General features: G+C 68.4%; 27 protein-coding genes. 7 read left to right on the forward strand and 20 right to left on the reverse strand.

Annotation, left to right across the window (positions count from 1 at the left end; genetic code table 11):
* Positions 1-40 precede the first annotated feature (40 nt).
* Positions 41-709 carry a response regulator gene (locus H7J06_RS01450; protein WP_264036319.1) on the forward strand — a complete coding sequence of 223 codons (669 nt, stop codon included), beginning with the start codon at positions 41-43 and terminating at the stop codon, positions 707-709.
* Positions 706-1,959 (forward strand): GAF domain-containing sensor histidine kinase, encoded by a 1,254-nt coding sequence (locus H7J06_RS01455; RefSeq protein ID WP_264036321.1) that lies wholly within the window; start codon positions 706-708, stop codon positions 1,957-1,959. The genes H7J06_RS01450 and H7J06_RS01455 overlap by 4 nt, the downstream gene beginning before the upstream one ends.
* Here the strand turns inward: H7J06_RS01455 and H7J06_RS01460 are convergent.
* On the reverse strand, positions 1,956-2,429 hold the full coding sequence (locus H7J06_RS01460) for a MarR family winged helix-turn-helix transcriptional regulator (protein WP_264036323.1): 474 nt from the start codon (positions 2,427-2,429) through the stop codon (positions 1,956-1,958). The genes H7J06_RS01455 and H7J06_RS01460 overlap by 4 nt on opposite strands.
* A gap of 95 nt (positions 2,430-2,524) precedes the next feature.
* Here H7J06_RS01460 and H7J06_RS01465 point away from each other — a divergent pair, with 95 nt between their 5' ends.
* Positions 2,525-3,496, forward strand: a complete 972-nt coding sequence (locus H7J06_RS01465) for an NmrA/HSCARG family protein (RefSeq protein ID WP_264036325.1) — start codon at positions 2,525-2,527, stop codon at positions 3,494-3,496.
* A 1-nt stretch (position 3,497) separates the two neighbouring features.
* Here H7J06_RS01465 and H7J06_RS01470 read toward each other — a convergent pair whose 3' ends face one another.
* Genes H7J06_RS01470 through secY form a run of 6 tightly spaced genes read right to left on the reverse strand, consistent with a single transcriptional unit; the run spans position 3,498 to position 8,003 of the window.
* On the reverse strand, positions 3,498-4,001 hold the full coding sequence (locus H7J06_RS01470; protein WP_264036327.1) for a MarR family transcriptional regulator: 504 nt from the start codon (positions 3,999-4,001) through the stop codon (positions 3,498-3,500).
* Positions 4,002-4,034: 33 nt separating this feature from the next.
* Positions 4,035-4,775, reverse strand: a complete 741-nt coding sequence (locus tag H7J06_RS01475; RefSeq protein WP_264036329.1) for an anti-sigma factor family protein — start codon at positions 4,773-4,775, stop codon at positions 4,035-4,037.
* A complete protein-coding gene (locus H7J06_RS01480; RefSeq protein ID WP_308205670.1) occupies positions 4,772-5,287 on the reverse strand; it encodes a sigma-70 family RNA polymerase sigma factor in 516 nt (171 codons plus the stop codon). Before H7J06_RS01480 ends, H7J06_RS01475 begins: the two co-directional genes overlap by 4 nt.
* A gap of 46 nt (positions 5,288-5,333) precedes the next feature.
* Complete coding sequence (gene map, locus H7J06_RS01485; RefSeq protein ID WP_264036332.1) at positions 5,334-6,131, reverse strand: type I methionyl aminopeptidase; 798 nt, start codon at positions 6,129-6,131, stop codon at positions 5,334-5,336.
* Positions 6,132-6,135: 4 nt separating this feature from the next.
* Complete coding sequence (locus H7J06_RS01490) at positions 6,136-6,681, reverse strand: adenylate kinase (RefSeq protein ID WP_264036334.1); 546 nt, start codon at positions 6,679-6,681, stop codon at positions 6,136-6,138.
* A complete protein-coding gene (gene secY, locus H7J06_RS01495) occupies positions 6,678-8,003 on the reverse strand; it encodes a preprotein translocase subunit SecY (protein WP_264036336.1) in 1,326 nt (441 codons plus the stop codon). The genes H7J06_RS01490 and secY overlap by 4 nt, the downstream gene beginning before the upstream one ends.
* Before the next feature lie 273 nt (positions 8,004-8,276).
* Between secY and H7J06_RS01500 the strand changes: the two genes are divergently transcribed.
* The 3 genes from H7J06_RS01500 to H7J06_RS01510 are packed head-to-tail and all read left to right on the forward strand — an operon-like array spanning position 8,277 to position 11,017.
* Positions 8,277-9,206, forward strand: coding sequence for a class I SAM-dependent methyltransferase (locus tag H7J06_RS01500; protein ID WP_264036338.1), 930 nt, complete (start codon positions 8,277-8,279; stop codon positions 9,204-9,206).
* Positions 9,203-10,105 (forward strand): class I SAM-dependent methyltransferase, encoded by a 903-nt coding sequence (locus H7J06_RS01505; protein WP_264036340.1) that lies wholly within the window; start codon positions 9,203-9,205, stop codon positions 10,103-10,105. Before H7J06_RS01500 ends, H7J06_RS01505 begins: the two co-directional genes overlap by 4 nt.
* 9 nt (positions 10,106-10,114) lie before the next feature.
* Positions 10,115-11,017: a class I SAM-dependent methyltransferase gene (locus tag H7J06_RS01510; protein ID WP_264036341.1), complete on the forward strand. Its 903-nt coding sequence runs from the start codon at positions 10,115-10,117 to the stop codon at positions 11,015-11,017.
* A gap of 9 nt (positions 11,018-11,026) precedes the next feature.
* Here H7J06_RS01510 and sppA read toward each other — a convergent pair whose 3' ends face one another.
* Positions 11,027-12,799 (reverse strand): signal peptide peptidase SppA, encoded by a 1,773-nt coding sequence (gene sppA / locus H7J06_RS01515; protein WP_264036343.1) that lies wholly within the window; start codon positions 12,797-12,799, stop codon positions 11,027-11,029.
* A 69-nt stretch (positions 12,800-12,868) separates the two neighbouring features.
* Here sppA and H7J06_RS01520 point away from each other — a divergent pair, with 69 nt between their 5' ends.
* Positions 12,869-13,795 carry an LLM class flavin-dependent oxidoreductase gene (locus H7J06_RS01520; protein ID WP_264036344.1) on the forward strand — a complete coding sequence of 309 codons (927 nt, stop codon included), beginning with the start codon at positions 12,869-12,871 and terminating at the stop codon, positions 13,793-13,795.
* Between the two features lie 63 nt (positions 13,796-13,858).
* Here H7J06_RS01520 and rplO read toward each other — a convergent pair whose 3' ends face one another.
* From rplO to H7J06_RS01580, 12 genes are all read right to left on the reverse strand, one after another.
* Entirely contained in the window at positions 13,859-14,299 is a 441-nt protein-coding gene (rplO, locus tag H7J06_RS01525) for a 50S ribosomal protein L15 (protein WP_264036346.1), read from the reverse strand.
* The gene (rpmD, locus tag H7J06_RS01530) at positions 14,299-14,478 is read right to left on the reverse strand and encodes a 50S ribosomal protein L30 (RefSeq protein WP_149480271.1); all 180 of its coding nucleotides are present in this window, start codon (positions 14,476-14,478) and stop codon (positions 14,299-14,301) included. Before rpmD ends, rplO begins: the two co-directional genes overlap by 1 nt.
* Positions 14,479-14,480: 2 nt before the next feature.
* Complete coding sequence (gene rpsE, locus H7J06_RS01535) at positions 14,481-15,182, reverse strand: 30S ribosomal protein S5 (RefSeq protein ID WP_264036349.1); 702 nt, start codon at positions 15,180-15,182, stop codon at positions 14,481-14,483.
* 28 nt (positions 15,183-15,210) lie between these two features.
* Complete coding sequence (gene rplR, locus H7J06_RS01540; protein WP_275078832.1) at positions 15,211-15,624, reverse strand: 50S ribosomal protein L18; 414 nt, start codon at positions 15,622-15,624, stop codon at positions 15,211-15,213.
* Positions 15,625-15,627: 3 nt separating this feature from the next.
* Complete coding sequence (rplF, locus tag H7J06_RS01545; protein ID WP_264036351.1) at positions 15,628-16,167, reverse strand: 50S ribosomal protein L6; 540 nt, start codon at positions 16,165-16,167, stop codon at positions 15,628-15,630.
* 11 nt (positions 16,168-16,178) lie between these two features.
* Positions 16,179-16,577, reverse strand: a complete 399-nt coding sequence (gene rpsH, locus H7J06_RS01550) for a 30S ribosomal protein S8 (protein ID WP_056557199.1) — start codon at positions 16,575-16,577, stop codon at positions 16,179-16,181.
* Positions 16,578-16,674: 97 nt separating this feature from the next.
* Complete coding sequence (locus tag H7J06_RS01555) at positions 16,675-16,860, reverse strand: type Z 30S ribosomal protein S14 (protein WP_056557202.1); 186 nt, start codon at positions 16,858-16,860, stop codon at positions 16,675-16,677.
* A 4-nt stretch (positions 16,861-16,864) separates the two neighbouring features.
* Positions 16,865-17,431, reverse strand: coding sequence for a 50S ribosomal protein L5 (gene rplE / locus H7J06_RS01560; RefSeq protein WP_149480274.1), 567 nt, complete (start codon positions 17,429-17,431; stop codon positions 16,865-16,867).
* A gap of 2 nt (positions 17,432-17,433) precedes the next feature.
* Positions 17,434-17,751 carry a 50S ribosomal protein L24 gene (rplX, locus tag H7J06_RS01565; protein WP_149480275.1) on the reverse strand — a complete coding sequence of 106 codons (318 nt, stop codon included), beginning with the start codon at positions 17,749-17,751 and terminating at the stop codon, positions 17,434-17,436.
* Entirely contained in the window at positions 17,752-18,120 is a 369-nt protein-coding gene (gene rplN, locus H7J06_RS01570; RefSeq protein WP_149480276.1) for a 50S ribosomal protein L14, read from the reverse strand.
* Between the two features lie 222 nt (positions 18,121-18,342).
* Positions 18,343-19,341 carry a formylglycine-generating enzyme family protein gene (locus tag H7J06_RS01575; protein WP_264036357.1) on the reverse strand — a complete coding sequence of 333 codons (999 nt, stop codon included), beginning with the start codon at positions 19,339-19,341 and terminating at the stop codon, positions 18,343-18,345.
* Between the two features lie 22 nt (positions 19,342-19,363).
* A complete protein-coding gene (locus tag H7J06_RS01580) occupies positions 19,364-21,712 on the reverse strand; it encodes an arylsulfatase (protein ID WP_264036359.1) in 2,349 nt (782 codons plus the stop codon).
* Positions 21,713-21,740 lie beyond the last annotated feature (28 nt).

Genomic DNA, 21,740 nt, shown 5'->3' on the forward strand with positions numbered 1-21,740 from the left:
CTTGGGCTGCCGGCCGGGAGACCGGTCCTATGCTCGGGCCATGCCGACCACCGCCCATCCTCCGGTGCGGCTCGTCCTGGTCGACGACCACGAGATGGTGATCGAAGGACTCAAGGCGATGCTGACCGCGTTCGCCGACCGCGTCGAGGTCGTCGGCCAGGCCGTCGGCGCCGAACGGGCGATGAACGTGGTGGCCGAGCTGGATCCCGACATCGTCCTGTGCGACGTGCGCATGCAGGGGTCGAGCGGGCTGGACCTGTGCGCCGCCCTGCGGGAGCGGGAACCACACCGCAGGGTCGTGATGCTGTCGGTCTACGACGACGAGCAGTACCTCTTCCAGGCGCTGCGGGTCGGGGCGTCGGGATACCTGTTGAAGAGCATCAGCAGCGACGAGCTGGTGCGCCAGCTCGAGTTCGCGCACGCGGGTGAGACCGCGATCGATCCCGGCATGGCGGCGCGGGCCGTCGACACCGCCGCCCGGCTGCAACGTGACGAGTTCTGGCCCGGCGCCCGCCAGGGGCTCACCCAGCGCGAGAGCGAGATCCTGTCCTACGTCGTCAACGGGTTGTCCAACCGTGGCATCGCGACCAAGCTGGTGATCGGCGAGGAGACGGTCAAGACCCACCTGCGCGCCATCTATCGCAAGCTCGACGTCGCCGACCGCACCGGCGCCGTGGCCACGGCACTGCGCGAGGGGATCTACCGGTGAGACCCGGGCGGTCCTCGGCGCGGCGTGGGGCCAACGCCGTCCGGGACCTGGTCGACGCCGACCGCGAGCTGGCCCTGCTCCGCGAACTCATTCAGGCCGCCTCGAGCGGCCCCGGCGTGGAGCCGCTGGCCGAGGCCGCCGCCCGCATGATCACCGCCGCGACGGGTACCGACGTGTGCTTCGTGCACGTGCTCGACGACGCCGAGAGGTCCCTGACCCTCACGGGCGCGACGCCGCCGTTCGACTCCGAGGTCGGCAAGATCCGGCTGCCACTGGGGCGGGGCGTGTCGGGGTGGGTGGCCAGCCACCGAGAACCCGTGGTGATCGTTCATGACAAGGAGTCCGACCCGCGTTATCTGCCCTTCGAGTCACTGCGCGGCTCGGACTTCACCTCGATGGTGTCGGTGCCGATGGAGACCGATCCCGGCGGCTTGGTCGGCGTGCTGAACGTGCACACCGTGGCCCGTCGCGACTTCACCGCCCGCGACGTGGAGCTGCTGTTGGTGATCGGCCGGCTGATCGCCGGTGCGATGCATCAGGCCCGGCTGCACCGCCGGCTGGTGGCCCGCGAGCGCGCGCACGAGAACTTCGTCGAGCAGGTCATCGAGGCGCAGGAGATGGAGCGCCGTCGGCTCGCCGGCGACATCCACGACGGCATCTCGCAGCGGCTGGTCACGCTGTCCTACCGGCTGGACGCCGCGACCAGGGCCGTCGGGGTCGACGCCGACGCGGCCGCCGAGCAGCTGGGCAAGGCCCGGGAGTTGGTCGACCTCACGCTGCAGGAGGCGCGGGCGGCGATCGGTGGTCTGCGCCCGCCGGTGCTCGACGACCTGGGCCTCGCCGGCGGCCTCGCCAGCCTCGCCAGGTCCATCCCGCAGGTGGAGATCGGCGTCGACCTGGCCGACACCCGGCTGCCCGACCACGTCGAGATCGCGATCTACCGCATCGCCCAGGAGTGCCTGCAGAACGTGGTCAAGCACGCTCAGGCCACCCACGCCAGCCTCACGTTCTCGGTGGGCGAGCACACCGCCCGGCTGGAGATCGTGGACGACGGCCGTGGTTTCGACACCCTCGAGAACCCGCTGGGCGGTGACGAGATGGGCGGCTACGGGCTGCTGTCGATGGCCGAGCGTGCCGAGATCGTCGGCGGCAGGCTCAACATCCGGTCCCGCCCCGGGGTGGGGACGGCGGTGACGGCGACGATCCCGCTGCCACCTTCTCCCGCGCGCGAGGGAGTGGAGCTGCTCTAGCTGCCCTCGCAGTCGTCGAGGTGTTCCCCGAGCGCGGCGAGCACGTCGTCGGAGGCCGCCTTGAGGACTGCCAGCCGCTCGGGTCCGACGACCTCGACGAAGAGTTCGCGCACCCGGGCGGCGTTCGCCGGGGCCGACGCGGCGATGGCCGAGCGGCCGGCGTCGGTCAGCACGACGTCCGGGTAGCGGGCGTCGGAGGCCTCGCGCCGGACCAGCCCCCGCTTCTCCATCCGGCTCAGATGGTGCGACATCCGGCTCTTCTCCCACTGTGTCGCACGGCCGAGTTCGAACGCGCGCAGCCGACCACCGGGGGCCTCGGAGAGGTTGACGAGGATCTCGAAGTCGGAGTCCGAGAGCCCGAAGTCCCGTTGCAGGTGCTTGACCAGGTGTCGCTCCAGGTGGTGCTGCATGTCCACGAAGCTCCGCCACGCCGACAGCTCGTCGTCGTCGAGCCCACCCGCATCCGTCATGCCGCCACCTTAGTCCATCGGGTTGACATATCAACCCAATGGACTATCGTCGTAGTTGGGTTGACACATCAACCCGAATCGAGATGGGAGACGTCATGACGAACGAGAAGCTGATCGCGGTGGTCGGGGCCACGGGATCACAGGGTGGCGGCCTGGTGCGGGCCATCCTCGAGGACCCGCATCACGAGTTCCGGGTGCGGGCCCTGACCCGCAGCGCCCGCTCCGAGAAGGCCCGCGAGCTGGCCGACGCGGGAGCCGAGGTGGTGGAGGCCGACCTCGCCGACGGGCCGAGCATGCGACGCGCCTTCGAGGGTGCCGACAGCGCCTTCGTGGTCACCAACTACTGGGCCGAGCGCACCCCCGAGGAGGAGGCCAGCCGGACCCGCGCCGCGATGGAACTCGCCCAGGCCGACATCGCCGCGTTGGCCGCCAAGCAGGCGGGCGTCGGCCACGTGATCTGGTCGACGCTCGAGGACACCCGGGAGTTCTTCGGGACCGACCACGGCGTGCCGGACGTCGACGGGGCCTACAAGGTGCCCCACTTCGACGCCAAGGGCGAGGCCGACGCGGTGTTCCGCGAGTACGACGTCCCCACCACGTTCCTGCGGACCACGTTCTTCTTCGAGGGCTTCGCCGGGGGCCTCGCCCCGTCGCGCGGCGACGACGGCAAGCTGGTGCTGACCCTCCCGATGGCCGATCAGTTGATGTCGGGCATCGCCGTGGGCGACATCGGCCGGACGGCGCTTGGCGTCTTCCGGCGCGGCACGGAGCTCGTCGGCGCGACGGTGTCCATCGCCGGCGATCACCTCACCGGCGAGCAGTATGCGGCGGCCCTGGGCGACGCCCTTGGCGAGGACGTTCTCTATCGGCCGCTCGGCTGGGACGAATTCCGCGCTCAGGGTTTCCCCGGCGCGGTCGAGATGGGCAACATGTTCCAGTACTACGCCCAGAACTCGGCCCGCTTCGTCGGCGACCGCGACCTGTCCGCGGTCCGGGCGCTAAATCCCGGACTCTTGTCCTTCCGCGACTGGCTTGCCCTGCCGGACAACGCCATTCGGGCGCAGTGAGTCAGAAGTCCCCGGCCTGGCGGCGCAGCGTCTCGATGGCCGAGGCCAGTGCGGCCGACTCGTCGGCGGAGATCCCGATGTCGGCGAACACCTCGTCGTTGAGGGTGGCCGTCGCGTCCTCCACCGTCGAGCGGCCCAGCTCGGTGAGCCTGACCAGTGTGGTGCGGCCGTCGGTCGGGTGTGGCGTCCGCTCCACCAGACCGTCCCCCTCCAACCGGCGGATGGCGTGCGTGACGCTGGTGACGTGGACCTGCAGCCGGTCGGAGGCCTTGGTGATGGGCAGTGCCCCGCTGCTGCTGAACGCCAAGAGTCGCAGGAGTTCGTAGCGCGAGAAGCTCAGGTCGTACGGGCGCAGCGCCGCCTCGACGCGGGCCAGCAGAATCTGGTGGGCCCGCATCACCGACGTGACGGCGACCATGCCGTCGGCGACCGCACCCCAGCCGGCGCGTTCCCAGTTGGTGCGGGCGAGCGCAATGGGATCACGCTCCGTCGGCTGAGAGGACACGCCCCTTCATACCGCACCGGCGGGCGGAACCGCTCACGTCGGGCGTTCGAGCAACACCTGCCCGGTGTCGGCGGAGACCAACTGCACCGACGCGATCCGATCCTTGGGCATCGGGGTGTTGCCACTGGGCAGCGCGGTGGCGCCGGGCAGTCCGAGCCAGGTGGCCACCTGGGTGCGGCTGCCGTCGCGGCCGACCACCACCATGCCGAGGTTGCTCGGCGGACCGTCCGATCCGCCGGACCATTGGCCGTAGGTGCAGGCCATGTCGATGCGGGTGCCCCAGGCGAAGCTGCTCAGCGCGACGGTCGCGCTGAACGGAGTCGGCGCCAACTTGTTCATCTCCAGCTGCGCCACGGGTTGCTCCGTCTCGCCGTTGCGCAAGCCCATCAACTCGGGCCGGACGGCGACCACGAGCCCGACGGCGAGCAGGGCGGCCGCCACGGCCACCGACGTCGTCGTCAGCCATCGCGACCGGCGCCGGCGCCACCGCACCTTGTCCAGGACCGACGCCAGCACCTCGTCGCGCAGCGGCGGCGGTTCGGGGTGCTCGCCGTCCAGACCTCGGACGTCGTCCTCACTGAGCAGGCCAAGAAGTGCCGGCATGCCACTGAGCTCGGCGACGGCCGCGCGGCACCGGTCGCACGTCTGGAGGTGCGCTTCGAACTCGCGGCGCTCGGCACTCGAGAGCGCACCGAGGACGTACGCCGCGTCCCACGTCGCGTAACCGTCGCCGTCGACCACGTCGAGACCATGGCCGCCGTTGGAATAGGTCATCGCGTCACCCCCATTTCCTGCAAGTTGAGCCGCAGCGCCCGCATTGCGTAGTGCAGCCGGGACTTGACCGTGCCCTCGGCGATGTTCAGGTCCGCGGCGGTTTGCGCCACGCTCCACCCCTGGTAGTACGCGCGGAGGATCACCGCTCGGTGGTCCTCGGAGAGTTGGCTGAGCGCCGTGCCGAGAAGCAGCTTGTCCAACGCCGTGTCGACCTCGTCGGGACCGGCATAGTCGGCGACCGCCTCCACGTCGGCGGTGCCGGATTCGTGGCGAAACCTCGCGCTGCGTCTCTCGTCGATGATGAGGTTGCGGGCGACGGTGAACAGCCACGCTCGCGCCGAGCGTTCGACGTCGTCGGTGACCTCGGGATGCCGCCACGCCCGCAGCAACGTCTCCTGGACGACGTCCTCCGCGCGCGCCTGGTCGCCGGTGAGGCGCAACGCGTACCGCCACAGCGCGGCGGCGTGCTCGGCGTAGAGCACGCGCATCATCGCTGCCTCCGGATCGTCCACGAGCACCTCCACTACTTATACGCAGTGGGCGTCCGACCGGTTCACCTCAGAGTGTGAGGATGCGGGGCCCGTCGTCGGTGGCGGCAACGGTGTGTTCCCAGTGTGCGGCCCGGGTGCCGTCGGCGGTGATCACGGTCCACTCGTCTTCCAGCACGATGGTCTTCGTGGTGCCGAGGGTCAGCATCGGTTCGATGGCCAGGACGGAGCCGGCGGCGAGGTGCGGCCCGCGGCCCGGTGATCCCTCGTTGGGCAGGAACGGGTCCATGTGCATGCTTCTGCCGATGGCGTGTCCGCCGTAGCCCTCGACGATGCCGTACTTGCGGTCGTGGCGAGCCTCGGCGGCGTGCGTCCCCACCTCGATGGCGTGGCTGACGTCTGTGAGGCGGTTGCCGGGCACCATGGCGGCGATGCCGGCCTCCATGGCCGAACGGGTGGCCTCCGACAGGGCCTCGTCGGCGGGGATGAGCGGGCCGACGCCGAAGGTCACCGCCGAGTCGCCGTGCCAGTCGTCGAGGATGGCACCGCAGTCGATGGACACCAGGTCGCCGGCGGCCAGAACCTCGTCGGCCGACGGGATGCCGTGGACCACGCGGTCGTTGACCGACGAGCAGATACTGCCGGGAAAGCCGTGGTAGCCGAGGAACGACGGGACACCACGGCCGTCGCGGATGACCGACTCGGCAATCTGGTCGAGCTCGAGGGTGGAGACACCCGGTTGGGCCGCCTGCCGGACCGCGCGTAGCGCGGCGGCGACGAGGGCTCCGGCCGCGGCCATCGCGTCGAGTTCACCCGCGGTTCGCTGCGGGACGACCTTGCGGCCGCGCAGGCTGGACAGTCCGATCATCGGACTACTTGCCGAGTGCGCGCAGCGCGCGGGCGAACACCTCGTCGGGATCGCCGACGGCGTCGACGGTCTTGAGTTCGTCGGAGTAGTAGTCCAGCAGTGGTGCCGTCTCGGCCCGGTAGACGTTCATCCGGTTGAGGATGACCTCTTCGGTGTCGTCGGCGCGTCCCCGGCTCTTCAGCCGCTTGAGCAGCTCGTCCTCGGAGACCCGGAACTCCAGGACCGCGTCGAGCTGCAGGTTGCGCTTGGCCAGCATCTCGCGCAGGGCCTCGGCCTGCTCGACCGACCGCGGGAAGCCGTCGAGGATGAAGCCGTCGGCCACGTCCTCGTCGTCGAGCCGGTCGTCGACGAGTGCGTTGGTGAGAGTGGCGGGCACCAGGTCGCCGGCGTCGAGGTACTTCTTGGCCTCGACGCCGAGTTCGGTGCCGGTGCTGATGTTGTGCCTGAAGAGGTCGCCGGTGGAGACCTGCGGAATCCCCAGCTTCTCGACGAGCTTCTCGGCCTGCGTCCCCTTGCCTGCGCCGGGCGGTCCAAGCAACACGATTCTCACTTGAGGAACCCTTCGTAGTTGCGCTGCATCAGCTGGCTCTCGATCTGTTTGACGGTGTCCAGTCCGACACCGATCATGATCAGAACCGCGGTGCCGCCGAAGGGCAGGTTCTGCACGCTTCCGGTGTTGCCGATCTCCAAGAACAAGTTGGGCAGAACGGCGATCACACCGAGATAGATCGAGCCGGGCAGGGTAATTCGGCTCAGAACGTATCGCAGGTAATCCGCCGTCGGCTTGCCAGGTCGGATGCCGGGAATGAAGCCGCCGAACTTCTTCATCTCGTCGGCACGTTCGTCGGGGTTGAACGTGATCGACACGTAGAAGTACGTGAAGAACACGATCAGGCCGAAGTAGATCGCGATGTACACCGGGCTCGCGGGGTTGGTCAGGTAGTCCGCGACGAACTTGTCCCACCACCCCGTTCCCGGGCTGGACTTGCCACTACGGATCAACTGGGTGATCAGGTTCGGGATGTAGATCAGCGACGACGCGAAGATGACGGGGATGACGCCGGCCTGGTTGACCTTCAACGGCAGGTAGGTCGACGTGCCGCCGTACATGCGCCGCCCGACCATGCGCTTGGCGTACTGGACGGGGATGCGTCGCTGGCCCTGCTCGACGAACACGACGCCCACGATGATGATCAGGGCGGCGATGCAGACCATGGTGAAGACGGTCGGTCCGCGGCCGTCGAGGATCATCTTGCCCTCGCCGGGGATGCGGGCCGCAATGCCGGCGAAGATCAGCAGCGACATGCCGTTGCCGATGCCGCGCTCGGTGACCAGCTCGCCCATCCACATGACCAGCGAGGCGCCTGCGGTCAGCACCAGCACGATGACCACGAGGGTGAAGATCGACGAGTTGGAGATGATGTCGAGGGTGCAGCCCTGCAGCAGCCCGCCATTGGCGGCCAGCGCCACGATCGAGGTGCCCTGCAGCAATGCCAGGGCCACCGCGAGGTAGCGGGTGTACTGCGTCATCTTGGCCTGGCCGGATTGGCCTTCCTTGCGCAGCTGTTCGAACCGCGGGATGACCACGGTCAGCAGCTGCACGATGATGCTGGCGGTGATGTAGGGCATGACGCCCACCGCGAAGACCGACAGCTGGAGCAGCGCGCCGCCCGAGAACAGGTTGATCAGCGAGTAGATCTGCGCCGAGTCACCGCCCTGGACCTGCTGGATGCACTGCTGGACGTTGGGGTAGTTGACGCCGGGAGACGGCAGCGTGGCACCGACCCGGTAGAGGATGACGATGCCGAGGGTGAAGAGAATCTTCCGTCGGAGGTCGGCCGTCCGCAGTGACGAGATGAAAGCCGAAAGCACTCTTCCTCCTGCGCAGCCGGATCGAGTCGCGGCGTGCCGATGGGGCTGGTCCAACCAGCGCGTTATGGGTAAGTCCCGAGCGATCCGTCAGCCGGTGCGCAGGCATGCCTGCAGCCAGCGCAATCGCGCGTTGGAACAGTCTACGAGGGTAACAGTTGACGCCGGTCGGACCCTCATCCGATCGACGTGGCCGCGGCCCGGTTGGCGTGTCAGCTTCGAAGCGTACAGTCGGCACCGGCTCATTACATCAGCTAACTAATAGTTGGAGCACCGATGACCGACACCGAATCCAAGCGTTTCGACGGCGACGAGTGGGACCTCGCCTCCAGCGTCGGGGCGACGGCCACCATGGTCGCCGCCGCCCGCGCACTGGCCTCCCGCGAACCCGATCCGCTCATCGACGACCCCTACGCCGCTCCCCTGGTCCGCGCGGTCGGCGTCGACTTCTTCGTCAAGCTGGTCGACGGCACCCTCCCGCTGGACGCCGAGGGAGCCGGAGCCGGAGCGTTGCTGGCCGAGGTGATGGCCGTCCGGACCCGCTTCTTCGACGACTTCTTCTTGTCTGCGACCGAGGCCGGGGTCCGCCAGGCGGTGATCCTGGCGTCGGGCCTCGATTCCCGGGCGTACCGACTGCCCTGGCCGTCGGGCACGACGGTCTTCGAGATCGACCAGCCCGCAGTGCTGGGCGCGAAGTCCGCGGCGATGGCCGACCTCGGTGCCACACCCACCGCCGAACGGCGCGCCGTCGCGGTCGACCTGCGCGACGACTGGCCGGCGGCACTCGCCGCCGAGGGGTTCGACGCGACGGCGCCGACGGCGTGGAGCGCCGAGGGGCTACTCGTCTACCTCCCGCCGGAGGCGCAGGACCGCTTGTTCGACGACATCACCGCGGTGTCGGCGCCCGGCAGTCGCCTCGCGACCGAGTACCACCCGGACGGGGGCGCGGCGCTCGGCGGCCGCGCCGGCGCGCTGGCCGAGCAGTGGCGCGCTCACGGCTTCGACGTGAACATCGCCGACCTTGCCTACGGCGGCGAACGCACGCCCGTCGTCGACTATCTGACCGCGAAGGGCTGGCGGGTCTCGGCCCGCCCCCGCCCCGACGTGTTCGCCGACTACGGCCGCCAGTTCCCCGACTCCGAGGCCCTCGTGGCCTTGCGCAATTCCCTGTCGGTCATCGCCACCCTCGAAGGAGAAGATTCATGACACGCACCGCCGACGACAGCTGGGACCTCGCCTCCAGCGTGGGCGCCACCGCCACCGCGGTCGCCGCCACCCGCGCGACGGCGTCCCAAGGCCCCGACGCCCTCCTCGACGATCCGTGGGCAGAACCGCTCGTGCGCGCCGTCGGCATGGAGACGTTCGTCAAGGTCGTCGACGGGGAACCGCTCGGCGACGACGACGATCCCCTGCTGAACCGGCGGGCGATGAACGAGCAGATGGCCGTCCGCACCCGTTACTTCGACGACTTCTTCACCGCGGCCACCTCGGCGGGCATCCGCCAGGCCGTCATCCTCGCGTCCGGCCTCGACACCCGGGCCTACCGCCTGGCATGGCCCGCCGGGACCGTCGTGTACGAGATCGACCAACCGGAGGTCGTCGAATTCAAGACGCGCACGCTGGCCGGACTCGGCGCCGAACCCACCGCGGAACGCCGCACCGTGGCGATCGACCTTCGCAACGACTGGGCCAGTGCGCTACGGCAGGCCGGTTTCGACCCCACCGCCCCGACGGCGTGGAGCGCCGAGGGCCTGTTGGTGTACTTGCCGCCGGAAGCGCAGGACCGGTTGTTCGACGACATCACGGCGCTCTCGGCACCGGGCAGCCGGATTGCGACCGAGCACATGGACCTGGCCGCGATTCCCGCCGACTGGGCCGAGAAGCTCACCGAGCGGACCAAGCGGCTCGGGTCCGAGATCAACCTCGCCGAGCTGTTCTACACCGGTGAGCGCAACAGTGCCGCGGACTATCTCGCGACACACGGATGGTCCAACGTCATCCTGTCGACCGCAGACGCCTACGCCGCCAACGGTTTCCAACTCCCCGACGACGAGCTCGCCTCGTTCGGTGGCGGCTCCGGTTACCTCACGTCGACGTTGAACTAGGGAGACACCATGGCGAGAACAAGCGGCGACAGCTGGGATCTGGCCTCCAGTGTGGGAGCGACCGCGACGATGGTGGCCGCGCAGCGCGCGCTGGGCCACCGCGAGAAGTTGATCGACGATCCCTACGCCGAACCGTTGGTGCGGGCGGTCGGCGTCGACCTGTTCACCCGGATGCTCGACGGCGACGTCGACTTCACCGCCGTCGACCCGGCGTTCACGCCGCGTCGAGCGGCGGAGGGCATGGCGGTGCGCACCAGATTCTTCGACCAGATGTTCCTGGACGGCGCCGCCGCCGGCGTGCGCCAGGCCGTGATCCTCGCCGCCGGTCTCGACGCCCGTGGGTACCGACTGCCGTGGCCGGACGGCACGGTGGTCTACGAGGTGGACCAGCCCGAGGTGGTCGAGTTCAAGACGACGACGCTGAGCGGAATCGGCGCCGAACCGACGGCCACCCGTCGCACGGTGGCGGTCGACCTACGCGAGGACTGGCCGAAGGCGTTGCGGGACAATGGTTTCGATTCGACACGGCCAACGTCCTGGAGCGCGGAGGGTCTGTTGATCTACCTGCCGCCGGAGGCGCAGGACGCGTTGTTCGACAACATCACCGCGCTGTCTGCGCCGGGTAGCCGGCTCGCCACCGAGCACGTGCCCGACCTCACCGCCTTCACCGACGAGCGCTCGCAACTCCTGCGGGAGCGCCTCAAGCAGATGGGCTCCGACATCGAGATGGCCGACCTGGTCTACCAGGGTGAACGGCACGACCCCGTCGAGTACCTCCGCGCCCACGGCTGGGAGGTCACGGCGCTGCCGAACCGGGAGGCCTACGCGGCCGACGGCTTCGACTACCCCGACGACGAGCTGTCGAAGATGATGGGCGACCTGCGCTACGTCAGCGCGGTGTTCGCGGGCTGACCCGACGGATCAGAACCTCTGATCGCCCAACCACAACGCGTTCACCCCGGTCAGCGAGCGCTCGGCCTGGGTGAGGAAGGCCGCGGCCGAGCGGCCGACGAGCGAGCCGAAGGCATCCGGCAACGACGCGGCGGCTGGCTGCGACGACGGCTTCGGGCGAAGCGCGTCGAGCAGTGACGTGCCGGGGAGCGCGACGAGCTTGACCTCGGCGTCCGCGTCGAGTCCGGCGAGCACCTTGGCGCGGTCGAGCGCCGCGCGGAGTCCGCCGAGTTCGTCGACCAGGCCCCGGGCCAGGGCGTCGGCCCCGGTCCAGACCCGCCCGCGCGCCACGGCGTCCACCTCCTCGACGGTCATGCCCCGGCCGTCGGCCACCCGCTGCACGAAGTCGGTGTAGAACAGGTCGGCCTCGGCCTCGACGTGCTGGTGCTGCTCGTCGGTGAACGGTGCGTTCACCGACCACGCGTCGGCATTGTTGTTGGTGCGCACCGAATCCGAGCCGATTCCCAGGCGCTCCTTGAGGTCGCGGGCGACGAGCTTGCCGGTGACCACCCCGATCGAGCCGGTCAGCGTGCCCGGGTTGGCGACGATCGCGTCGGCGGCCATCGACACGTAGTAGCCGCCCGAGGCGGCGACGGCGCCCATCGACGCCACGATCGGCGTGCCCGCGTCGCGAAGCCGGACCACCTCGCGCCAGATGGTCTCCGAGCCGGTGACCGATCCGCCCGGGCTGTCGACCCGCAGCACGACGGCGGCGACGTCGTCGTCGGCGCCCGCCTCGCGCAGCGCCGCGGCGATCGTGTCGCCGCCGGCGCTCGAGGTTCCCAGCGGCGACAGGGTCCGGCCGCCGCGGCCGCTGACGATGGGTCCGGCCAGGGTCACGACGGCGATGGTCGGCTTGGAGGTGCGGCCGGGCAGCGAGGGCACCGACGGCGCCCCGCCCGCGCGGGCGTAGCGCGACAGGTACAGCCGTGCCGGGGCCTCCGGGTCGTCGGCCGAAACACCCGACGCCCCAGCGAGTTCCACGATCCGGGCATACGCCTCGTCGCGGAAGCCGATGCGGTCGACGAGCCGCCCGGTGACCGCGTCGTCGCGCAGCAGCGGTGCCCGGTCGGCCAGCGCGTCGAGCTCGGCGACGTCGACGTGCCGGGATTCGGCGACCGCCGCGAGGACCTGGTCGTGCAAGCTCTCGACGAGCCGGCCGTCGGCTTCGCGGTGGGCGTCGGTGTAGCTCTCCTGGGTGAACATGTTGGCCGCGGACTTGTACTCCCCGCGGGCGATGAATTGCGCTTGGATGCCTGCCTTTTCGAGGGCGTCGCGCAGGAAGAGCGCATTGGTCGCGAAGCCGACCAGACCGACGGTGCCAGACGGCTGCATCCACACCTCTCGGAACGCCGAGGCCAGGTAGTAGGACATCGTCCCCGGATAGGTTTCGGCCCATGACAATGAGGGCTTGACGTCGCTGAACGCCACGATGGCCTGACGCAACTCCTGCACCGGGCCCGCCGAGGCGGCCGGCAGCTGCACCCGCGCGATCAGCGCCGAGACCCGGTCGTCCTTGGCCGCGCGGTGAATGGCGGCCACCGCCTCGCGCAGCAGCAGCGGCTTGCCGTTTCCGTTGATCATGGCAAGGGGGTCGAAGCCGCCGGTCTCCTGTGGCACCGACTGCAGGTCGAGTTCCAGCACGCAGCCGCTGGGCACACCGCGGTGACGCGCGGTGTCGACCTTGCGGACGATCGCACGCAGTTCGTCGGTGCCGGGGACGTCTGACAGGAAGCTGAACATGGAGACGAGCCTACCGACGGCGCGCGGGCGGCAGCTCCGTCCACAGACGACGGTCGTAACGTGGAGTCGATGAGGTACTCGATCTCCCTGCCCCAGCTCGACCTGGACGGCTTCGACGCCGAGGGCTTCAAGGACTACGTGGCGCGCGCCGAGGAACTGGGCTTCGAGGCGGGGTGGACCTTGGAGCAGACGATCGGTGCCGAGCCGTTGATCGCGCCGTTGGAGCTGTTGTCCTACGCCGCGGCGTGCACGACCCGGATGCGGTTGGGCGTGGCCGTGATGGTCACCTCCCTGCACGACCCCCTGCAGCTGGCGTCGGCGGCGACGGCCGTCGACCGGCTCAGCCACGGCCGACTCGACCTCGGGGTGGCTCCGGGTGGCGGCTTTCGACGCTTCGACGCCTTCGGGATCGAGCCCAAGACGTTCATCAGCAGCTTCACCGAGGGCCTCGAGCTGATGAAGGCGGCGTGGTCCGACGCGGAGCGGGTGACGTTTCACGGGCGGTTCCGCGACGTCGACGACCTGCCGATCGAACCGAAGCCGGTTCAGCGGCCGCATCCGCCAATCTGGTTCGGCGGCACCGCACCTGCCGCACTAGCCCGTGCGGTCCGGCTCGGCGACTCGTTCCTGGGTGCGGGCTCGTCCACTACCGACACCTTCACCACGGTGGCCGCCACGGTGCGTCGCGAACTCGACGCCCAGGGCAAGGACGCCTCGGGCTTCACCGTCGGCAAGCGCGTGTACCTGATGATCGACGACGACGCCGGCCGGGCACGCGAGCGGGTCGTCGCCGGCCTGCACCGCAAGTACGGCGGCATGCGCGGCATCGAGGACGTGCCGGTGTCGGGCACGCCCGCCGAGGTGGCTGCGGGTCTACGGGCCGTCGTGGCGGCGGGTGCCGAGATGATCCTGCTCAACCCGCTGGGCGACGGCGTCGCTGAGGATCGCGAGCAGATGGAGCGGCTGGCCGCCGAGGTGCTGCCGCAGCTCGACTGACGACCGCCCGACGCAGAGGGCCCCGCACGCCGAAGCGTGCGGGGCCCTCCCACGTGGACGTGCTTACAGCTCGGTGACCGAACCGCCTGCGGCGCTGATCTTCTCGCGCGCGCTGCCACTGAACTTGTGTGCGGTCAGGTCGACCTTGACGGAGATCTTGCCGTCGCCGAGAACCTTCACCAGCGAATTCTTGCGAACCGCGCCAGCGGCGACGAGCTCGTCGACGCCAACGGTGCCACCCTTGGGGAACAACCGGTCGAGGTCGGCGACGTTGACCACTTCGTACTCGGTACGGAAGCGGTTCTTGAAGCCCTTGAGCTTCGGCAGCCGCATGTGGATGGGCATCTGCCCACCCTCGAACGTCACCGGAACGTTCTTGCGGGCCTTGGTGCCCTTGGTACCGCGGCCGGAGGTCTTACCCTTCGAGCCTTCACCACGACCCTTGCGGGTGCGTGCGGTCTTCGACCCGGGCGCTGGGCGCAGGTCGTGCAACTTGATGGTCATTACGCCTCCTCAACGGTGACGAGGTGGTTGACGACGGCGAGCAGGCCACGCGTCTGAGCGTTGTCCTCGCGGACGACGGTCTGACGGATCTTGCGAAGTCCGAGACTCCGCAGGCTCTCCTTCTGCTTCCAGCGCGCACCGACGGTGCCCCGCACCTGGGTGATCTTCACTTCAGCCATGACTATGCCGATCCTTCACGCGCTGCCGCAGCGGCCAGCGCTTCGCTCTCGCGTCGCGCCTTGAGCATGCTCGGCGGGGCGACGTCCTCGATCGAGAGGCCACGACGTGCGGCGACCTCTTCGGGGCGCTGGATCATCTTCAGCGCGGCAACGGTGGCGTGCACCACGTTGATCGCGTTGTCGCTGCCCAGTGACTTGGCCAGGATGTCGTGCACGCCGGCGCATTCCAGCACCGCACGGCACGCGCCACCGGCGATCACGCCGGTACCTGCGCTGGCGGGGCGCAGCATGACCACGCCCGCGGCCGCTTCACCCTGGACGGGGTGGACGATGGTGCCACCGATCAGCGGAACGCGGAAGAAGCTCTTGCGGGCCTCTTCGACGCCCTTGGCGATCGCGGCGGGAACTTCCTTGGCCTTGCCGTAGCCGACACCGACCATGCCGTTGCCGTCACCGACGATGACCAGCGCGGTGAAGCTGAAGCGCCGGCCACCCTTGACGACCTTGGACACGCGGTTGATGGCGACGACGCGCTCGAGGAAGTTGCTCTTCTCTCCGCCGTCGCGGCCACCACGGCCGCCGCGGTCGTCACGACGACCGCGTCCGTCGCGATCGCCACCGCCGCCGCCCCGCGGGGGCCGGCTGCCGGTGGCGCCCGTTCCTCCGGCGCCGGTTCCGGTTCCTGCTGTTGGCTGATCGGCCATCACGCAGTCCTTCCGTTTCGAGTCTTCATCAGAATTTCAGTCCGCTCTCGCGGGCGGCGTCGGCCAGAGCCGCGATGCGACCGCCGTAGGTGTAGCCGCCGCGGTCGAAGACCACGGTGTCCACGCCTGCTGCCTTGGCGCGCTCGGCGATCAGCTGTCCGACGCGGATGCTGTGCGCCTTCTTGTCGCCGTCGACCGCACGCACGTCGGCTTCGATGGACGACGCGGCGGCCAGCGTGGTGCCGGTCTGGTCGTCCACCAACTGCACGTGGATGTGGCGCGAGGACCGGTTGACCATCAGGCGGGGACGCTCGGGAGTGCCCGCGACCTTCTTGCGCAACCGCGCGTGGCGACGCAGTCGGGAAGTCCGACGCGTCTCGGAGACGCTCTGCCCCAACGGCTTCCGCTTGGGAGCTGCTGTATCAGTCTTGGTGTTGGCCATGGCTTACTTACCCGTCTTTCCGACCTTGCGGCGGATCTGCTCGCCTTCGTAGCGAACGCCCTTGCCCTTGTACGGGTCCGGGCGGCGCAGGCGGCGGATGTTCGCCGAAATCTGGCCGACTTGCTGCTTGTCGATGCCCGTGATCGAGAACTTGGTGGGCGTCTCCACCGCGAACGTGATGCCTTCGGGGGCTTCGATGACGACCGGGTGGCTGTATCCGAGTGCGAACTCGAGGGTGTTGCCCTTGAGTGCGACGCGGTAGCCGACACCGAAGATCTCCATCTTCGTGGTGTAGCCCTCGGTTACACCGGTGACCAGGTTGGCGACCAGCGTCCGCGAGAGGCCGTGCAGCGAACGGCTGCGGCGCTCGTCGTCGGGGCGGGTGACCAGGATGGCACCGTCGTCATCGCGGTCTACGGTGATCGGCTCGGCAACGTCGAGGGTCAGGGTGCCCTTGGGGCCCTTGACCGAGACGTTGCGTCCGTTGATCGTGACGTCGACCCCGGATGGAACCGGGACCGGCTGCTTTCCAATGCGTGACATGTCTTCTTCCCCTACCAGACGTAGGCGAGGACTTCGCCGCCCACGCCTTGTCGAGCTGCCTGACGGTCGGTGAGCAGACCCGAGGACGTGGAGATGATCGCCACGCCCAGGCCACCGAGAACGCGGGGCAAGTTGGTTGACTTCGCGTACACGCGCAGGCCGGGCTTGGAGACCCGCTTCAGGCCCGCAATGCTGCGTTCGCGACTGGGTCCGTACTTGAGTTGCACCACGAGCGCCTTGCCAACCCGAGCATCCTCGGTGTGGAAGTCGGTGATGTAGCCCTGCTCCTTGAGGATCTCGGCAATGTGCACCTTGATCTTCGAGTGAGGCAGGGTCACCTCGTCGTGGTACGCCGAATTGGCGTTGCGCAGACGTGTCAAGAAGTCTGCGATCGGGTCCGTCATGGTCATGACAGCCAGCTCACCTTCCTCGCGACGGTTCCCGCCGGGTTCAACACCCTTGGGGGCCTACCGCGTGCTTTCCTAGTTATGTCTGTTGGTTAGGGGGTTACCAGCTGGACTTCTGGACACCGGGCAATTCGCCGGCATGCGCCATCTCCCGCAGGCAGATGCGGCACAGGCCGAACTTGCGGAACACCGCGTGCGGACGTCCACACTTGTTGCAACGCGTGTAACCGCGCACCTTGAACTTCGGCTTCTTGTTGGCCTTGTTGACCAGCGCCTTCTTTGCCATCTGCTCAGTTCTCCTTGAACGGGAAGCCCAGCGCACGCAGCAGCGCCCGGCCTTCGTCGTCGTTGGTCGCCGACGTGACGACGGTGATGTCCATGCCGCGCGGACGATCGATGCTGTCCACGTCGATCTCGTGGAACACCGACTGCTCGGTCAGGCCGAAGGTGTAGTTGCCGCTGCCGTCGAACTGCTTGGGCGACAGGCCGCGGAAGTCGCGGATACGCGGGAGGCTGATCGAGACCAGCCGGTCGAGGAACTCCCACATGCGGTCGCCGCGCAGCGTCACGCGGGCGCCAATGGGCATCCCCTCGCGAAGCTTGAACTGGGCGATGGACTTGCGGGCCTTGCGGATTTCCGGCTTCTGGCCGGTGATCAGCTGCAAGTCGGTGACCGCGCCGTTGATCAGCTTTGCGTCGCGGGCGGCGTCACCGACACCCATGTTGACGATGACCTTGACCACGCCGGGGATCTGCATGACGTTGTCGTAGGAGAACTGCTCGTTGAGCGAGCCCTTGATCTCGTCGAGGTAGCGCTGCTTGAGGCGGGGCAGCGTCTTGGTCTCTGCGGTAGTCATCTCTAGATGTCCTTGCCGTTCTTCTTCGACACGCGGACCTTCTTGCCGGTCTCTTCGTCGAAGCGGTAGCCGATGCGGGTGGGGTTGCCATCGGAGTCGACGACCATCACGTTGGAGACGTGAATCGGCGCCTCCTGCGTGACGATGCCGCCCGAGGATGCACCACGCTCGTTCTGAGAGACGGCGGTGTGCTTCTTGATCCGGTTCACGCCCTCGACGAGGACCTTCTCGCGGGTCGGGTAGGCAACCAGGACCTTGCCCTTGGCGCCCTTGTCCTTGCCAGAGATGACCAGGACGGTGTCACCCTTGTGCACCTTCATTTACAACACCTCCGGGGCAAGCGAGACGATCTTCATGAAGCGCTTCTCGCGCAGCTCGCGACCGACCGGTCCGAAGATGCGGGTTCCGCGCGGATCGTTGTCGGGCTTGATGATGACGGCGGCGTTCTCGTCGAACTTGATGTAGCTGCCGTCGGCACGCCGGCGCTCCTTGACGGTGCGCACGATGACGGCCTTGACGACCTCACCCTTCTTGATGTTGCCACCGGGGATGGCGTCCTTGACGGTCGCCACGATGACATCGCCGATGCCGGCGTAACGCCTACCCGAGCCACCGAGTACGCGAATGCACAAGATCTCCTTGGCGCCCGTGTTGTCGGCGATCTTGAGCCGCGATTCCTGCTGAATCACTAGATCTCCTCGAATCGATTGCACGACGAACAGCAATGAACTGCTCGACATGCGCGGTCTTCGTCACCGAAGGGCACGCAGGGTGTCCGCTCACTTGCGAAAGCGACCACCGAGGTCTGCCCTGGGCAACCCCTACATAGTAGGGGCGCGAGGTCCGTGCACCAAATCGTCCCACGGGACCCCTCGGGGCAGGGTGACCGCGACGTCCGCGGTCGGAGTGATTCAGAGGTCGACGACGCAGCGAAATCCGATGTGCGTGGTGGAGCTGTCCTGCGACTGCGACGACCGGGCGGCGGGCCGGTAGCGGTGGCAGTACTCCGGGGCGCACAGGTGGGAGCCACCCTTCAGCGTTTGGTTGACGCTCGGGTCGGGTTCGTGGGACGGCGTGCAGCAGCCCTTCCCCGGTCGCTCCGCTCCTGCCCGCCGGTGCTGATCCCCCGGTCGCTCCGCTCCTGCCCGCCGGTGCTGATCCCCCCGTCGCTCCGCTCCTGCCCGCCGGTGCTGATCCCCCGGTCGCTCCGCTCCTGCCCGCCGGTGCCGCATCGTGTACCGAGTCGACGTCCACTCCCACACGTTGCCGATCATGTCCACGAGCCCGAAACCGTTCGGGGGGAACTCCCCCACCGGCGACGTGCCGACCCAGCCGCGGGCACCGTCGTTGCGGTAGGGAAAGCGGCCCTGCCACGTGTTGGCCATCAGTTCCCCGTCGACCGTGGCCTGCTCACCCCACGCGTAGGTGGTGCACGCCCCGCCCCGCGCCGCGTACTCCCATTCGGACTCCGTCGGCAGGCGACGCCCCGCCCAACTGGCGTAGGCGGCGGCGTCGGGATACGAGATCTGCACGACGGGGTGGTCGAGCCGATCGTCGACCGTGCTGCCGCATCCGCCCGGGTGCCGCCAGGACGCGTCCGGTGCCCAATCCCACCATTGCCGCCAGTCCCGCAGGTCGACGGGGCCGGAAGTCGGCCGGAAGACCAGCGCGCCGGGAACCAGGTCGGCCTCGGCCACCCCGGGATAGGCCTCCGGGTCCAGTGGGCGTTCGGCGACCGTGACGTATCCGGTGTCCTCGACGAACCGGGCGAACTGCGCGTTGGTGACCGGATGCCGCTCGACGGCCAGGGCGCCGACGACCGCGGTGTGGACGGGGGTTTCCTCGGGGTAGAACGCCGTCGACCCCATCTGAAACGCTCCGCCCGGCAGCTCGATCAGCTCCGTCAGCATGCCGTTCAGGGTAGGCCTGGCGTCAGTCCTTGGAGAACGCCTGCGCCAGTTCCCGTTCCACGTCCCGGTAGGGCGTACCCGATACGTCGATTACCACCTTGGCGATCGTGCCGCCCGTAAAGGGGTACGGCGCCCGATACGCGGTCGACACAGCTTGGCCTGGGTTGCGGCCCACGGCCACTCCCCCGCCAGCCAGGCCGAACATCCCCGGGTGCGTTCGGACGGCCGCCCTGGTGGCGACTGTCTGCTCGTCGACGAACAGCGTGACCTCGCCGAGCGGGGTATGACCGCCCTCCACGGTGCCCGTTCTGGTGTAGCTGACGCCGAAGACGTGGCTGCCCAAGGGAATTCGGTCGGCCGCGATGACGCGCTGTTCGTCCTCCCCCATGAAGTTGTAGACGTACTGGAGCTTGCCGTCCTGGACGAACAGGACGTGACCCCCGTGACCGGCGCCCTGCTTGACCAACACCCCGTCGGCGTCGGCGTCCTCGACGGTGACCTCAGCCAGCACCGTGAAGGACTGACCCCTGAGCTCGACCGCGGCTCCTATCCCGACTTCGGCGGTGCCGGGATAGTAGGTGAAGGTCTGTCGGCCCTCGGACAGGTATGGCCGCCACCCCGACAGGGTTTCGATCATTCCGAGGTCGGCCAGCGGGAGACCGTTGTACTTGGCCGCCTCGGCGAACCAGAGCGCCTTGAGTTCCTCGAGCTTCTCGGGCTGCTCCCCCGCAAGGTCGTGGCATTGACTGCGGTCGGCCTCGATGTGGAACAGCTCCCAGCGATCCTGGTCGAAGTGCGACCAGCCCGACGGGCTGGCGGCGTGCACCGTGTTGGCGAACCACCCGTCGTGCCAGATGCCCCGGGTGCCGAGCATCGTGTAGAACTGCGTCGTCTTGCCGGTGTCGGCGTCCGGGTCGGCGAGCGCGGCCTTGAAGCTGATGCCGTCCAGCGGCTTCTGCGTGATGCCGCCGACCTCGTCGGGCGGGGTGATGCCGAGCAGGTCGTAGATCGTCGGCGTCACGTCGCAGACGTTGACGTAGGTGTCGCGCACCTCGCCATGGGCGTCGATTCCGTTGGGCCAGGAGATGATTGCGGTGTCGGCGATGCCGCCCTCGTGCGAGGCGTAGCGCTTGAACAGCTTGTACGGCGTGTTGAACGCCATCGCCCACCCGATGGGGTAGTGGTTGTAGGTCTCGGGGCCGCCCAATTGGTCGTAGAAGCGGAGGCTCTCCTCGACGGTGTCGATGTACCCGTTGAAGAACTTGACCTCGTTGACCGAGCCGTTCGGACCGCCCTCGCCGCTGGCTCCGTTGTCGGAGATGACGACGATGATGGTGTCGTCGAGCTGACCCGACTCCTCGAGGTAGTCGAGGATCCGGCCGATCTGCGCGTCGGTGTAGGACAGGAAGCCGGCGAACACCTCGGCCATCCGGCTGAACAGCCGCTTCTCCTCGTCGTTCAGGGTGTCCCACGGCCGGACGGTGTCCTGGTACGGCCAGGCTTCGCCGTTGGGGCCCGTGACGTCGAGATACGGGTTGACGGGTGACAGTTCGGTGTCCGGTGGCACGATGCCGAGCTTCTTCTGATTCTCGAGGACGATCTCGCGGTACGCCTCGTATCCCATGTCGAAGCGGCCGGCGTACTTGTCGGCCCACTCCTTGAAGACGTGATGTGGAGCGTGGCCCGCACCGGGGCACAGGTAGTTGAACCACGGCTTGTCGGGCGCGATCACCTTGGCGTCGCGGATGAACTCAATGGTCTTGTCGGCCAAATCCTTCGAGAGGTGGTAGCCGTCCTCGGGCGTGGCCGGCGGGGGCACGGGATGGTTGTCGTAGACCAGCTCGGGATACCACTGGTCGGTCTCGCCGCCCATGAATCCGTAGAAGCGTTCGAAGCCCCGGCTGAGGGGCCAATGCCGTTTGGCGGCAGCGAGATTGGATTCCTCGAGTGGGGTGAGGTGCCACTTGCCGACGCAGTAGGTGTTGTATCCCCGCTCGGCGAGCACCTCCGAGAGGAGGGCGGTGTCCCTGGGGATGCGGCCGTTGCAGTTGGGGAATCCGTTGGTGAACTCCTCGACGGTCGCCATTCCGACTGTGGTGGCGTTGCGTCCGGTGAGCAGCGAGGCCCTGGTCGGCGAGCACAGGGCGGTGGTGTGGAACTGCGACAGGCGCACGCCCCGTTCGGCGATCCGGCTCATGGCGGGCATCTCGACGAGTCCGCCGAAGCAGTCCCACGTCGCGATGCCGGTGTCATCCCACACCAGGTACAGCACGTTGGGCGAATCGGGCGGTGCCACGGGCGCCTGGTAGGGGCCCCAGTCCGGCGAGGAGTCGCGGATGTCGAGTTCGATCTTGCCCGTGAAGTCCGTCATCGCGCCCCGTCCAGGTCGGTGGATCGCC

This window comes from Mycolicibacterium hodleri, from assembly GCF_025822245.1.
Taxonomy (GTDB): Bacteria; Actinomycetota; Actinomycetes; order Mycobacteriales; family Mycobacteriaceae; genus Mycobacterium; species Mycobacterium hodleri.